General features: G+C 70.8%; 9 protein-coding genes. 4 read left to right on the top strand and 5 right to left on the bottom strand.

Annotation, left to right across the window (positions count from 1 at the left end):
- Positions 1–90: 90 nt before the first annotated feature.
- From HZS54_RS13910 to HZS54_RS13895, 4 genes are all read right to left on the bottom strand, one after another.
- Positions 91–2,397 carry a right-handed parallel beta-helix repeat-containing protein gene (locus HZS54_RS13910; protein ID WP_179917719.1) on the bottom strand — a complete coding sequence of 769 codons (2,307 nt, stop codon included), beginning with the start codon at positions 2,395–2,397 and terminating at the stop codon, positions 91–93.
- Between the two features lie 331 nt (positions 2,398–2,728).
- Positions 2,729–4,225: a twin-arginine translocation signal domain-containing protein gene (locus tag HZS54_RS13905; protein WP_246391651.1), complete on the bottom strand. Its 1,497-nt coding sequence runs from the start codon at positions 4,223–4,225 to the stop codon at positions 2,729–2,731.
- Positions 4,226–4,347: 122 nt separating this feature from the next.
- The gene (locus tag HZS54_RS13900) at positions 4,348–5,427 is read right to left on the bottom strand and encodes a DUF354 domain-containing protein (protein WP_179917717.1); all 1,080 of its coding nucleotides are present in this window, start codon (positions 5,425–5,427) and stop codon (positions 4,348–4,350) included.
- A gap of 4 nt (positions 5,428–5,431) precedes the next feature.
- Positions 5,432–6,688 carry a nucleotide sugar dehydrogenase gene (locus tag HZS54_RS13895; protein WP_179917716.1) on the bottom strand — a complete coding sequence of 419 codons (1,257 nt, stop codon included), beginning with the start codon at positions 6,686–6,688 and terminating at the stop codon, positions 5,432–5,434.
- A gap of 455 nt (positions 6,689–7,143) precedes the next feature.
- Between HZS54_RS13895 and HZS54_RS13890 the strand changes: the two genes are divergently transcribed.
- The 4 genes from HZS54_RS13890 to HZS54_RS13875 all read left to right on the top strand — a co-directional run bounded on the left by HZS54_RS13890 (position 7,144) and on the right by HZS54_RS13875 (position 12,917).
- Positions 7,144–8,385 carry a glycosyltransferase family 4 protein gene (locus tag HZS54_RS13890; RefSeq protein ID WP_179917715.1) on the top strand — a complete coding sequence of 414 codons (1,242 nt, stop codon included), beginning with the start codon at positions 7,144–7,146 and terminating at the stop codon, positions 8,383–8,385.
- Between the two features lie 135 nt (positions 8,386–8,520).
- The gene (locus HZS54_RS13885; RefSeq protein WP_246391650.1) at positions 8,521–10,029 is read left to right on the top strand and encodes a hypothetical protein; all 1,509 of its coding nucleotides are present in this window, start codon (positions 8,521–8,523) and stop codon (positions 10,027–10,029) included.
- A gap of 102 nt (positions 10,030–10,131) precedes the next feature.
- Positions 10,132–11,607: a hypothetical protein gene (locus HZS54_RS13880; protein ID WP_246391649.1), complete on the top strand. Its 1,476-nt coding sequence runs from the start codon at positions 10,132–10,134 to the stop codon at positions 11,605–11,607.
- 284 nt (positions 11,608–11,891) lie between these two features.
- Positions 11,892–12,917 (top strand): beta/alpha barrel domain-containing protein, encoded by a 1,026-nt coding sequence (locus HZS54_RS13875; RefSeq protein WP_179917713.1) that lies wholly within the window; start codon positions 11,892–11,894, stop codon positions 12,915–12,917.
- 31 nt (positions 12,918–12,948) lie between these two features.
- On the opposite strand, the gene HZS54_RS13870 is transcribed toward HZS54_RS13875, so the two are convergent.
- Complete coding sequence (locus HZS54_RS13870; RefSeq protein ID WP_179917712.1) at positions 12,949–14,139, bottom strand: carboxylate--amine ligase; 1,191 nt, start codon at positions 14,137–14,139, stop codon at positions 12,949–12,951.
- Positions 14,140–14,227 lie beyond the last annotated feature (88 nt).

The raw sequence follows: 14,227 nt of genomic DNA, 5'->3' as shown, positions 1-14,227 counted from the left end.
AGTTCGCGATGCATCGGGAGAAACGTGCGATTACCAGCGCGATACGGGGCCAGTCTCGCGCGCACGCGAGACTAAGGGAAAATCCGGCGGTCAGGGACAGCCGATGTCGTCGTCGGTCGGCTCGTCGGTCCCGTAGTGGTTGTTCCGGTAGTCGAGGTTCGTGAACTCCTCGACGTGGGGCTGGATGATCGATTCCGTGCCGCGCCCGGGCGCCGGTCGCTCGGGGTTGTGGAACCAGTTGTGGTGGATGTCGGCGGCGTCGTCCGGGACGCCCCGGATGCTGACGTGCGACTCGGGGTCCTCCCCGGAGTTGAGGTGCAGGGTCGGGACGAACGTGTTGTGGTGGATCTCGAGCGTCGTGCCGCCCGGCCGGTGGGTCCCGACCTGATAGGCGATCGCGTCCTCGCCGAAGTGGTTGTAGCGGACCTCGTAGCCCGCGTAGCCGCGGCTGGCGACGGAGTGGCGGTTGAGGTTGAACTCGTTGCACTCGATCAGGGTGTCACCGCCCTCCTGGTTGCAGACGACCCCGTAGCCGAGGCCGTCCATCGCGTTGGTGTGGATGTACGAGTGGTGGACGTAGGCGGGTTCCTGGAGCTTGACACCGCCGTAACTGAACCCGGAGATCTCGACGTTGTCGATCTCGCAGCCGGCCCCCTTGACGGTGAGGCCGCTGTGGACCGGACGACTGAACTCGACGTACTCGTCGATCGAGCCGGTGATCCGCAGCCCCGTGACGCGCACGTCGTCTTCGGTCTGGAGCGGCCCCTCGCCGTAGACGTCGTCGGCGCGGATCTCCCCGCCGTCGGAGCCGTCGATGCCGCGGTCGGAGGCGAGCGTCACGCCCGAGGGGATCGTCAGCTCGCGGTCCGGGACGTTGATGCTCGCATCGGGGTCGACGTACACCACGTCGCCGCTGGCGGCGCCGTTCAGCGCCGAGGCGAGTTCGCCGCGGGTAGAGACGACCACGTCGGCCTCGGATTCGGGCACGGTGCCCGAGTAGCCGTCGCCGCCGCCCACGACCACGGCCGGATCCGGGGGGGTCTCGTACCCGCTCAGGTCGACGACGCTCCCGTCGATCCGCACCTCGGCGTGGTCGACGTCCGGCCCGAACGTCAGCAGCTCGCCGCGGAACCGGTACGTGTCGCCGTAGCCGTTGCCGGTGTAGCCGTCGGCGCGCCAGGTGCCGTCGTCGGTCTCCGTCACGGAGTCGTTGCCGCTGGCGGCGTTCTCCTCGACGTCGGTGACCGGCGTGATCTCCCCGGAGGTCGTGAAGGCGTAGTCCAGTTCCGAGGGGTTCTCGGTCGTCAGCACCTCGATCGTGTGTTCGTCGGGACGGAACTGCGCCAGATCGATAGCGGTACCGTCGACCCGGACCTCGGCGAACTCCTCGACGGGGCCGAAGTCCGTCAGCTCCCCTTCGAAGGAGTAGGTGTCGCCGTAGCCGTTGCCGGTGTAGCCGTCGGCGGTCCAGGTGCCGTCGTCGTTCTGGGCGACGCTGTCATTGCCGCTGGCGGCGTTCTCCTCGACGTCGTAGTTCGGGGTGATCTCCCCGGTAGTCGTGAAGGTGTAGTCCAGTTCCGAGGGGTCCTCGGTCGTCAGCACCTCGATCGTGTGTCGCTCGGGCTCGGGTTCGGGCTCGGGTTCGAACCGGCTCAGGTCGACGGCGCTGCCGTCGACGCGGACCTCGACGAACTCCTCGACGGGGCCGAAGTCGGTGAGGTCGCCGTCGAAGTAGTAGGCGTCGCCGTAGCCGTTGCCGGTGTAGCCGTCGGCGGTCCAGGTGCCGTCGTCGTTCCGGGCGACCGAATCGTTGCCGCTGGCGGAGTCGTCACCGTTGTCGTAGTTCGGTTCGATCTCGCCGGTGGTCGTGAAGGTGTAGTCCAGCTCCGAGGGGTCCTCGGTCGTCAGCACCTCGATGGTGTGCTCGTACTCGGTGACGAGGTCGTCGACGGTGACGGCCTCGCCGTCGAGGTAGAGATCGTACGCGCCCGTCGCGGAGAAGTCGACGACGCGGCCCGTGACGGCGTAGGCGTCGCCGAAGCCGTTGCCGGTCGTGCCCGTGGCGGTCCAGGTGCCGTCGTCGTTCTGGACGATCGAGTCGTTGCCCTCCGCGGAGTTGCGGCCGTTGTCGGTGTCGGGAGCGATCTCGCCGGTGGCCGTGAACTCGTAGTCGACCGCGAGGTCGCCCGTCTCGGTCGTCTCGCCCGTCGAGACGATCTCGAGGTGGCGCGTCGTCGGCGCGGCGGCGGCCCCGCCGGCGAACAGGGTGCCAGCGGCCGCGGCCCCGGCGCCGAGCTTCAGGAAGGAGCGCCGTCCGAACTCGTCGCCCGGTGGTAGCCGATTGCGACGAGTTTGCTCACTCGTACTATCCGGTTCGTTCTGGTTACCGTTCACCATATCGCGGTTAAGCCCTATCTACTGGGAAAAGGGTACCTGCGGGTAAACTACCCGATACGACCGGATCTTCGGCCGTTGCGTTCGGTTCCGTGCCGATCGATTGCGGGGTACGTACCGGATCGCGAGGGATACGTGCCGCCGAGCGCGGCTCAGGGTCGGGCCGCGACGCGCCCGTCTCCCCCGGCTCGACGGGGCGGCGACGGGCAGTAAGGATTGGTTTCGAGACGCCACCGACCGAGTAAGCGGTAGTTACCGGCCGGCTACCGACGATCCCTCGGCCGGCGGTGACGCGACGGTCACCGGCGGCGTGGCGTCGGTCGTCGAGGTGTCGTCACCCGTCGTCGGCGACGGGTGTCACGGTGGCCTGTCCGGGACGCAGGTTCTCGATGGAGAGGTTCCGGCGGTCGACCGAGGCGTTCTCGGTCTCGATCGGGAGGCCGGTCACCCGGATCGTCGAGTCGATGACGGCGCAGTTCTCGGAGTCGGTGAACACGATCCCCCGTCGGTCGGCGCCGGACTGTTCGATCCGGCAGTTCCGGAGCGTCGTCTCGGGGCGGTCGGCGATGTCGACGGCCGCCCCGCCGCCGGCGCTCCCGGTGACGGTCACGTTCTCGAAGTTCAGCGGCGCCTCGGACCCGCCGTTGCTGGAGTCGGTCGCGTCGATCGCGCTGAAGTCGTCGCGGTCGACCCTGATCGTCGTGTCCCGAATCGTCGAACTCTCGTGTTCGGGGTGGTAGGAGATGGCGCCGAACCCCTTGCCCGCGTCCGGGCCGATCCGGACCTCGCAGTTCTCGACCAGCTGGTCGCTGCGGGCCCGGAGCCTGATCCCGCGGACGTTCAGGTGGCTCGACGAGGGGCTCGGCGGGACCCTGTCCACGACGACCGTCACGTCCTTGACGGTCGAGCCGGTCGAGCCGATCCGGACGTTGGCGATGTTGTTGTTCTCGTAGCGGCCGCCCCGGACGTGGATGTCGCCGTTGTTGCCGGTGTAGCCGTCGAGGGTCTGGCCCGGCGCCGAGGCGTACAGGCCGTTGTTCGGGAAGTTCGCGATCTCGCAGTCGCGGAACGTCAGCGAGCCCGCGTGGTCCTTGCCGACGTAGATGCCGACGCCGTTACCGCCGTCGTGGCCGCCGTCGCGGGCGACGACCCGCTCGACGAGTCCTTTGCCCTCGGGGTTTTGCACCTCGAACCGGTAGGCGACGTGTTTGCGCTCCTTGTTCCGGTCGGGCAACTTCCCGTGGGTCCGGAGGTTCCGGGCGACGACGTTGCCCTCGGAGATGGTCCTGATGGCGCCGCCGACGCCGGACTCGGTGAAGTCGAACTCCAGGCCGTCGAGGAGGATGTCCCCCACGCCCCTGAAGTCGATGAAGTGGTTGCCGACCTCCTCGACCGGCCCGTTCGGGACGAGCAGCGTCCGCTCGTGGGGGATCGAGACGAGCCCGAAGCCGGAGACGTCCTCGATCTCCATGTAGTCGAGCGCGTAGCGGCCGGCGGGGAAGTACACGAGCGTGTCCTCGGCGATCGCGTCGGTGAGCACGTCGTTGATCGGTTCCGAGCCCTCGGGGTCGGCGCCGGCGTCGACTACGTTGACGATCGAGTCGAACTGGTCGCCGTACTCGGCGACGACCTCCGGGATCGGGGTGCCGGTCGGCGTGCCGGTCGGCGTCGGCTCGGCCGTCGCGGTCGGCGTGTCCGTCGGCGTGTCCGGGTCGATCAGCGTGCCCGCGTCCTCCCGGTCGGTCGGCTCGCTCTCGTTCGACCCGCACCCCGCCGCGCCGACTCCCAGCGCGGCCGCTACTGTCCCTTTGAGGAATCGCCGTCGTGACAACCGGTCGGGCGCCATTTGCTTGTTCGTAGCCCTTCGACGCATTTGTTATGTCGGCTGTACTCTCCGTAGGAGCCGTTTACTCGCCGATATCGGCGCCGGTCGTCGGGAGCGGCGTCCCGTCGTCATCGCCGCTCGGCGACCGGCCGGGGAGCGTCGACCTCGGCGGTCGGCCGCCGGGCGAGGCCGTCGGCAACCTGCGACAGGATCACGTCGGTCGTGTCGACGCAGTCGTCCAGCAGTCGCTCGCGCCGGCCCGCCCAGTCGGTCTCGTCGTGGCTCGCGAGGATCGAACTGGCGCGGTGGAGCGCCTCGGCCTGGCGGTCCTCGCCGGTCGTGTTGACCACGAGGCCGTACTCCGACTCCAGGGTCTCGAGGTAGCCGAGTTCGAGCGTCGAGGCGTACACCGCGGGCGTGCCCAGCACCGCCGACTCGGCGGCCATCGTCGCGCTCTCGCCGACGAACAGATCCGCGTGGGCCAGCAGGTGGTGCATGTCCTCCGGCGCGACGGTCGCCCGCCGGTCGGCGAGATCCGGCGGGAGGTCGGCCTCGGCGGTGATCACCACTCGCGCGCCGTGGCGTTCGAGTTCGTCGACGACCTCGCGCGCGTCGGCGAAGCCGCCGCCGCCCACGTCGTGCAGCGCCTCCCAGGCGATCAGCCGCAGGACGACGAGCCGCTCGTCGGGGTCGATACCGGCCTCGGCGACGACCGAGGGGTCCGGTTCGAACCGGTCGGGATGGAGGTAGGCGAGCTCGTGGAACCCGGGGTAGGTGACCTGCTTGTCGCCCAAGTCGTCCATGTACGCGTCGGGCGTACAGACCCGGTCGGCGAACGGGAAGGTGAGCCGGTTGCCCAGCGTCGCGTGCTCGGTGTCGGTGAACACGACCGACCGGCAGTCCAGCAGCGTCGAGAGGTGCGCGACCGCCGGCTCGGCGATCGCGGTGAGCACGTCCGGGTCCTCCCGCCTGGCCCGCCGGAGCAGGGCGAGCTCGTAGCGCGCCTGCGAGCGCGCCAGCGAGGCCAGCGAGTCGCTGGTCGGCGCGAGCACCTCGTAGTCGATGCCGTAGCTCTCCAGCAGGTCGGCGGCGATCTCCACGTCGCGCATGAACACGGAGACCTCGTGGCCCGCGGCCTCCAGCTCCCCGATGGCCTCGCGGAAGAAGTGGACGTGGGCCGGGTGCTGGATGGTCACGAAGACCTGCATCGGCTCAGACCTCCCCGACGGCGTCGTAGCGGAGCCCAGCGGCCTCGACGGCCTCGGCGTCGAACACGTCGCGGCCGTCGACGACCGTCGAGACGCCCAGGTCGGCGAACCGTTCGGGGTCCAGGTCCGCGAACGCCTCGTGGTCGGTGACGACGACGACCGCGTCGACCGGCTGGTACGGCGAATCGACCGACGACTCCGCGGCGAGGACGGGGTCGTACGTCTCGACGGTCACGTCGTAGTCGGTCAGCCCCTCGCGGATCGGGAAGTAGGGGCTGTTGCGGTCGTCCGCGAGGTCGGGTTTGAACGCGCGACCGAGCAGCAGCGCCGTGGCGTCCTGCGGGAGGACCCGCTCGCGCGTGAGCGCGTCGACGGTCATGTCGGCCACGTACTCGGGCATCTGGTTGTTGATGGTCCGGGCGACGCTCAGCAGCTCGTGGGTGAACCCCGCGTCCTCGGCCTCGCCGATGAGGAGGTGGGGGTCGACGGGGATGCAGTGGCCGCCGACGCCGGCGCCCGGTTCGAAGCCCATGAAGCCGAACGGCTTCGTGCTCGCCGCGTCGATGGCCGAGCGGGCGTCCACGTCCAGCGAGTCCAGCGAGACGGCGATCTCGTTGGCGAAGGCGATGTTGATGTCGCGGAAGGCGTTCTCGACGATCTTCGAGACCTCGGCGATCTCGACGCTGTCGACCGGGTGGACCTCGGCGTCGAGCAGGCGGTCGTAGAACGCGGTCGCCCGCTCCAGCCCCGGCTCGGAGAGCGCGCCGACGACCCGCGGGATGGCTTCGAGCGGCCACGCCTCGTTGCCGGGGTCGACCCGCTCGGGCACGGCCGCGAGGTAGTAGTCGGTCCCCAGCTCCAGGCCGTAGGTGTCGAACACCTCGGCGATCTCCCGGCGGGCGGTCCCCGGCGGGATGGTCGACTCGACGACGACGAGACAGGGCTCGGCGGCGTCGCGGCCCCGCAGCCCCTCGCCGATGGTCTCGCTGGCCGCCCGGAGCGGGCCCAGGTCGACCCGTTCGGCCCCGTCGACCGGTGTCGGAACCGTGACGAGGCAGGTGTCGGCCTCGGCCGCGACCGCCGCGCCGTCCGTGGTCGCCGAGACGCGGTCGTGGTCGTCGACCGCCAGGTACTCCTCGGCCTCGATCCGCTCGACGACCTCGGGGTCCACGTCGACGCAGGCGACCGACCGCCCGCGCTCGACGGCCAGTTCCGCGACCTCCTTGCCGACGAATCCGACGCCGTAGATGCCGATGCTCATACGCCACCCCACCGGACCGGTCGGGAATGTTATTATCAGCCTACGGACGGTTACGCGGCGTCGACGGATCGGTCCCGAGCGGTATACCGCCTCTAGCGTCGCGGCCGCGCTCGACGGGCATCTCCGCATGTGAACACATCACGGGCGGAGCCGTTCGCGGCGCAGTCGCGGCCTGGGAGGCCGACCGCCGGTCGCTCCGGTCGGCGGTCGCGGGCGAGTGGCGGGCGGTGCCGGCGGGTATCCGGCTCTTACTTATTGGGCGTCGCTCGGTCGGGTCGCTCGATGACAGGTATCGCGACTCGCGGCGCCGCCGGCCGGTCGTCCGCGGCCGCCCACCCGTCGCTCGCGGCGGCCGCCGGCGGTGCCCGCCGGTCGGTCAGTCGACCGTACCGCGAACCGCCTCGACCGTACCGCGACCCGTCACGACCGCCTCGCGAACCGTCCGGGGCGCGGCCATGAGCCGGTCACGAGGGGGCGGCGACCGCGACTCCGTGTTGGTCGTCCACCACCGCGAGATATCCTCGCCCTACAGCGCGACCGTTCCCCACTACCTCTCGCGGACGCTCTCGGCGTCCCACACCGTCCACGTCCTCAGCCGGCGCTTCTCGGACCGCGACGAGGACGGGGAGTTCCCCGACGACGTGGTCCACCACGAGGTCTCGACCGGCGAGGTTCCCATCGTCTCGGGCCTGCTCTTCCTCGTCGCGTCGACGCTGTACGCCGTCGCGCTGGGCGCTCGCTACCGCTTCGACGCCGTCTACGCCTTCCAGCAGACGATCATCCAGGGGTGGCTGGCCGCCCGCGCCGGCGGCTCGCGGTTCGTCGTCGGCCTCCAGTCGGTCCCCGTCCGTCAGAAACGGGACCTCTCGAACGCCGCTCACGGCCGACTGCCGCTCCGCAAGCGGACCCGGATCGCGGTCAAGGCCAAGTACGCCTGGGCGGTCGGTCGGCTGCTCGACCGGACGACGGAGGTGGTCTGCCTGACCGACGGGATCCGCGAGACGACCGAACTGGAGTACGGGGTCGACCTCTCGGAGGCCACCGTCATCGGGATGGGCGTCGACACCGACCGCTTCGCCGTCGACGCGACCCGTGAGCCCGCCCGCGGGCCCGACGACACGTGGGTGGTCACCTACGTCGGCTCGATCGGCCCGCCGCGGGGGCTCGAACACGTCCTCGACGCCGTCGCGGCGACCGACCGCGACGTCGAGTTCCGCGTCGCCGGCGGCGGCGACGACGACTACATGGCCTCCCTGCGCGAGCGGGCCCGCGACCTCGGGATCGACGACCGGGTCACCTGGCTCGGGATCGTCCCCCACGAGGAGATCCCCGACGTGCTCGCCGACTCCGACGTCGCCGTCTCCCCGCTGGCCGACATCGAGTCCTACCGGATCAGTTTCCCCGCGAAGCTCCTGGAGTACATGGCCTCGGGCACCCCGGTGGTCGCGACAGACATCCCCGCCCACCGCCGGCTGGTCGAGCCGGGCGAGAACGGCCTGCTGTACGACGGGACCGCCGAGGGACTCGTCGACACGCTCGACGACGTGATCGACGGCGAGGCCGACGCCCCCGCGCTCGGGCGAGCGGGCCGCGCCACCGCCGAGGCCCACGACTGGGACGCGGTCGTCGCCGAACACGAGACGGTGCTGTTCGACCGGACCGTTCGGCGACCGCGCGCGACGCCGGTCCCGGCGTAGGCACACCCCAACTCGTTCGGTACTCTCGGTTACGACTCGATAACCGCGCGTAGGCGGAGCGGTACGTCCGATAGGCGGTCCGGTACGCCGGATAGCTGAAAAATACTTTATCCGATGAGGCGAGTGGTTTGGTACGTGATCCCGAGTGACAAATCCCTTCTGTCTGCGGTCGGTCGAGGCGCGAGCGGATCCGACGGCGGTCGTTCCCCGGTCGTCTCGGTCGATACCGTCACCGCCGACGGCCGTCGCATCGAGGCGACCGTCTCCTACAGCGACGCCCTGCGACCGTTCTTCGACGAATCGCCCTTCTACGCGGAGTACGGCGTCGACGTCTCCGACCTGCCCGAATCGGTCCTGACGATCCCGGTGCTGGCGCACGTCTGCCCGGTCGCGTGGGCCGCCGGCGCCGACGTGCGCGTCTCGACCGCCGACCGCCGCTTCCTCGACTCCCTCGAAACCGTCGGCCGCGTCCTCTCCGAGATGTACCCCTTCATGGAGGGCGGGCGCGTCCTCGTCGAACGCGCGCCCGAGTGGAACGAACAGGCGCCGTCCGGGACAGACGGTGCGGACGATCCCGCCGCCGTGGGCGACCCCGGTGGCGCGGGTGGCCCCGCCGGCGCGGACGGCACTGGCAGTCCGGACGGCACCGGCGGCCCGGGCGGCACCGGGATGCTGTTCACGGGCGGGGTGGACTCGCTGGCGACGTACGTCCGCCACCGCGAGGAGGACCCGACGCTGATCAACGTCAGGGGGTGGCTCGTGGGCGTCGACGACGACGAGCGGTGGGCCCACACCAGACGGCGGATCGCCGGCTACGCCGACCGCTTCGGGGTGGACGCGCAGTTCGTCCGCTCGAACATGCTGGAGTTCCTCGACACCGCGATGCTCGACGCCCACTACAAACCCCGCCACGACGGGGCGTGGTACAGCGCCGTCGGCTGCGGGCTCGGGCTGACCGGCCTGTGCGCGCCGCTGGCCGTCGCCGAGGGGATGGACCGGCTGTACCTCGCCGCGACCCACTGGGAGGGGTTCCCGACGGCGGAGCGGTTCGAGGGCTGGGACGGCGGCGCGATCCCCTGGGGCTCGGACCCGGCCATCGACGACGAGATCGCCTGGGCCGGGACGGAAGTCGCCCACGACGCCTTCGAGATCACCCGCCAGGAGCGCGTCGAGACCGTCGCCGAGTTCCTCCGCGAGCGGTCGCTCGACCTGCCGATCCGGGCCTGCGAGGTCTCGGCGACCGGGAGCAACTGCGACCGCTGCGAGAAGTGCGCGCGGACGGCGCTGGGGCTCGCGCTCGCCGGGGCCGACCCGAACGACCACGGCTTCGACGTGGACGCGGCGACCTTCGGGCGCGCCCGCCGAGAGATCGAGGCCGGCAACTGGCTGGTCGACTTCCACGTCCTCGCCTACTGGCTCGACCTGCAGGCGTCGGTCGACCCCGACGCCTCGTACCCGGTGGCGGGCGTCGACGCCGTCGCCGACTGGCTCCGGACGGCCGACCTGCGCGCGGCGGCCGCCAGGTCCGGGCCGCCGGTCTCGGACCGCGTCGTTCGGGCCGCCGCTCGCGCGGTCCCCGCTCCGGTGTACGCGCGGCTGTCGCCCGCCTACGACACCGTCCGCGAACTGACGCCGCGGTCCTGAGAGCGAGCGCGGGCCCGCTCGCTGCTCGTCGGGACGGCTTCGGTCCGCGAGAACGGCCGTAACGAACGCATACTTTACATCGCCGCGCCGCTGGTCCGCCCCGTGTTCCGAACTGCCGCATCCCCCATCCTCGCAGCGGTCGGCGACGCCGGCGGGGCGACCGGTTCCGCCCCCGACGGCGAGTCGCCGGTCGTCTCCGTCGACTCGGTCACCGCCGACGGCTGTCGCATCGAGTCGACCGTCTCCTACAGCGACGATCTGCGACCGTTCTTCGACGAATCGCCCTTCTACGCCGAGTACGGCGTCGACGTCTCCGACCTGCCCGAGTCGATCCTGACGATCCCGGTGCTGGCCCAGGTCTGCCCGGTCGCGTGGGCCGCCGGCGCCGACGTGCGCGTCCCCGTCGCCGACCGCCGCTTTCTCGACTCCCTCGAAACCGTCGGCAACGCCCTCTGTGCGATGTATCCGTTCATGCAGGGTGGCCGCGTGACAGCCGAGCGCGCGCCCGAGTGGGACGACGTGGTGTCCGGCCGGAGCGAGACGGCGCCCGACGAGGACGAGGCAGCGCCCACGGGGACCGGAGCGGTCAGTGGGACCGAACCGGCCGACGGCGCCGGCATGCTGTTCACGGGCGGGGTGGACTCGCTGGCGACGTACGTCCGCCACCGCGGGGAGGACCCGACGCTGATCACGATCCAGGGGTGGGTGGTGGGCGTCGACGAACCCGAGCGCTGGCGGCGGATGCGCGCCCGCACGGAGTCGTTCGCCGACCGGTTCGGCGTCGACGCGCGGTTCGTCCGGTCGAACATGCTGGAGTTCCTCGACACCGCGATGCTCGACGCGCGGTACCAGACCCACCACGACGGGGCGTGGTACAGCGCCGTCGGCTGCGGCCTCGGGCTGCTCGGACTCTGCGCGCCGCTGGCCGTCGCCGACGGGATGGGAGAGCTCTACGTCGCCGCCTCCGTCTGGGAGGGGATGGAGCCGCCGCCGGTCGTCGACGGCTGGGACGGGCGGGCGATGCCGTGGGGCACTCACCCCGACATCGACGACGAAGTCGCCTGGGCCGACTCGACGGGCGTCCACGACCTGTTCGAGCTGGAGCGCCAGGAGCGCATCGAGGTCGTGGCCGACTACGCCCGGACGCACGACCCGGACCTGCCGGTGTACTCCTGTTCGGCGTCCGAGGCCGCCGAGAACTGCGGGCGCTGCGAGAAGTGCATCCGGACGGCGCTGGGCCTCGCGCTGGTCGGTCTCGACCCGAGCGACCACGGCTTCGACGTCGGCCGGGAGTCGTTCGAACACGCCGTCGAGCGCTTCGAGGCCGGGGCGTGGCTGAACGACCAGCACGCCCCCTACCACTGGCAGACCTTCCAGGAGCGGTTGCCCGCGGACGCCGACCTGCCGATGGCCGGGTCCGACGCGTTCGTCCGGTGGCTCCGCGGGGCCGACTTCGAGTCGATGGCCGGGCGGCCGGCGCGGGACCGACTGGTCCGCACCGTGGCGCGACACACCCCGTATCCGGTCTACGAGCGCGTCTCTCCGCTGTACGGCTCCGTCCGCGAACGCCTCCGCTGAGTCCCGAACCCCGTCTTTCTCCCGGTTCAGATCGACGCCACGAACGGACTCGATATCACACCGTAAACGCAGTGTACCGCCTGAAAGCGGCCTATAACAATCGGATCCTCAGTGGTACGTATTCGGGAACCGCCGCCCGTCGGGGCGGCCGTTTCAACTACTATGAGTGTTCCAACGTGTAACCGACCGCGGTGCCCTCACGGGCTGTCGCTCGCGAACTACCCCGTCCCGTCGCTCCGGGGGCTCCCGGACCCGCGTTCCGGCGGACGGTCGACGGAGAGACGATGACGCTCGGTGGAACCACCGTCGTCGAGGAGGTCGTCCGCGACGGCTCCTACGTCAGCGACTTCCAGTTCGACCCCCCGAAGCTGGCCGCGCTGACCGACCGGATCGACGACCTCTCGTTCGTCGACCTGCTCGACGTGGGGCCGGGGACCGGGTTCGGGACGACGACTCCCGAACCGCACCCGCCCGACGCCGAACACCTCCACATCGTCTCGGAGGCCGTCTCCGACACCGGGCTGACGACGCTGTTGCTCCCCGGCGTCGCCGGTCCCGCGGAGATCGATCTCATCGCCGCCTACGAGTCGGCGTTCGACCTCGTCCGCGTCGGCGTCGACGCCGACGACCCCCTCGCCGCCCGCCCGCTGCTCCGGGAACTGACGGACCTCGACGTGCGGGTCAGTCTCAACCTGCTGAAGACGTACCTCGTCTCCCCGACCGAAGCGGCCGACGCGGCCCGCACCGGGGTCGAACTCGGCGCCGACACCGCCTACGTCGTCGACTCCGCCGGCGGGTTCACGCCCGCGGACGTGGAGGCGTACGTGACCGCGATGGCAGAGGTCGACGCGGCCGTCGGCTACCACGGCCACGACAACGTCGGGTTCGGGCTCGCCAACGCCCGCCGCGCCATCGACTGCGGGGCGAGCTACGTCGACGCGTCGCTCCAGGGGCTCGGCCGCAGCGCCGGCAACACCCAGACCGAACTGCTCGCCGGCCGCTACCTCGACGACGTGTCCCGCGACGACTGGCGGCGACTCCGGGAGATCGAGGGGCTGCTGGAGGGCGTCTACCCCGACGCCTCGGGCGTCGCCGTCGACGACGTGCTCTACGGTCTCGCCGACTTCCACTCGGGCTTTTCGGACCAGCTGCGCGCGCTCGCCGCCGAGTACGGCGCCCCGTTCGTCGACCTGCTCGTGTTCGCCGCCGAGCACGACTGCGCGACCGTCGACGACGTGCGGAGCGCCTACGAGGCGGCCGACGAACCAGCGGCTCCAACACCCGAGTTCCAGGAGAAACGGCGTAACTGACCGCACCGGTCGCACGACCGACGCCGCTATTCTACCGGAGCGCGTTCAGCGCGTCCCGGACGAACGGTCGCGGGTCGTCGAGCCGCAGGTAGTCGAAGCGGGGATGCTCCCGGAGCGACTCGGCGACCGCCGAGAACGCCTCCCGGCGGACCGGCCGCTCGACCAGTTCCTCCGCGTCGAACAGGACGCTGTGGAGATAGGAGACCTCGCCGCGGAGCAGGTGCCCGGCCGTGCCGACCTCGTAGTCGTCGACGATCCGGTCGCGCTCGCCGCGGGCGAGCAGCCAGTAGTCGTGGGGGAAGTCCGCGCCCGCGCGGACGGAGAAGGGGAGCGACGACCACAGCCGCGGGTTGATCTCCATCAGCTCGAACTCGCCGGTCTCGTCGTCGCGCAGGAACTCCACCATCGCCAGCCCATGCCACTCCAGCTCGTCCAGCAGCGCGCGGCCGGCCTCGTCCAGTTCGGGGATCGAGACGGACTCGCGGAAGGAGCTGGGGCCGCCGGCGTAGTTGTACGCGCGGACCTGCCGGTGCTGGAAGGTCCTGACCGGCTCGCCCTCGTCGTACAGCGCGAAGAAGGCGTACTCGTCGGTCGCCGGGAGGAACTCCTGGACGATCGGGGTGTGGCCGTTCTGGCTGCGGATCGTCTCCACGTCAGGTTTGTTCCCGTTGAGGTACTGCGTCGAGGGCGGGTCGCGGGAGCGCTCGGGCGGCAGGTCGTCGACGTAGGCGTCGGCGAGCAGGGTGTAGCGGCCCTTGACGATCCACTCGCGGTCCCAGTCGTCGACCTCGTCGAGCAGGCTGGTGTCGGGGACGGCGACGCCGGCCCGCTCGGCCGCGTCGAACAGCTCGACGCGGTCCTGGACCCGACGCAGGCCCTCGGCGGTCGGCCAGAGGGTCTCGACGTGGGGCTCGAAGGCCTCGCGGTACTGCGCGAGGACGTACACGTCCTCCTCGCGGACGGGCAGTATCGTCAGCACGTCCGGCCGCATCGCGAGCGACAGGAGGGCGTCCTTGTAGGCGACCAGATCCTCGTGTGGGTCGGGGACGACGACCGTCTCGCCGGCGTAGCGCGACCGGAAGGCGGCGGCGTCCTCGTCTTCGGAGACGACGACGGTGTGGATCCCGCGCTTCCCGAGCGAGCGCACGCAGGCGACGCTGCTCGGTGCGGCGATCGCCGGAACGACGACCGCGGCGGGCCCGTCGGCTGGGTCGATGCTCATCTGCCAGCCCGTTGGACGTGCCGTCCCGTTAGTATGCACCGCCGGACGGCGAGAAATGGATGCCTAACGCCGCCGAGCGGCGCGCTCA

Source organism: Halosimplex pelagicum (assembly GCF_013415905.1).
Taxonomy (GTDB): domain Archaea; phylum Halobacteriota; class Halobacteria; order Halobacteriales; family Haloarculaceae; genus Halosimplex; species Halosimplex pelagicum.
Note: the sequence above shows the minus strand (reverse complement) of the source record. Positions and strands in the feature narration are given on the sequence as shown.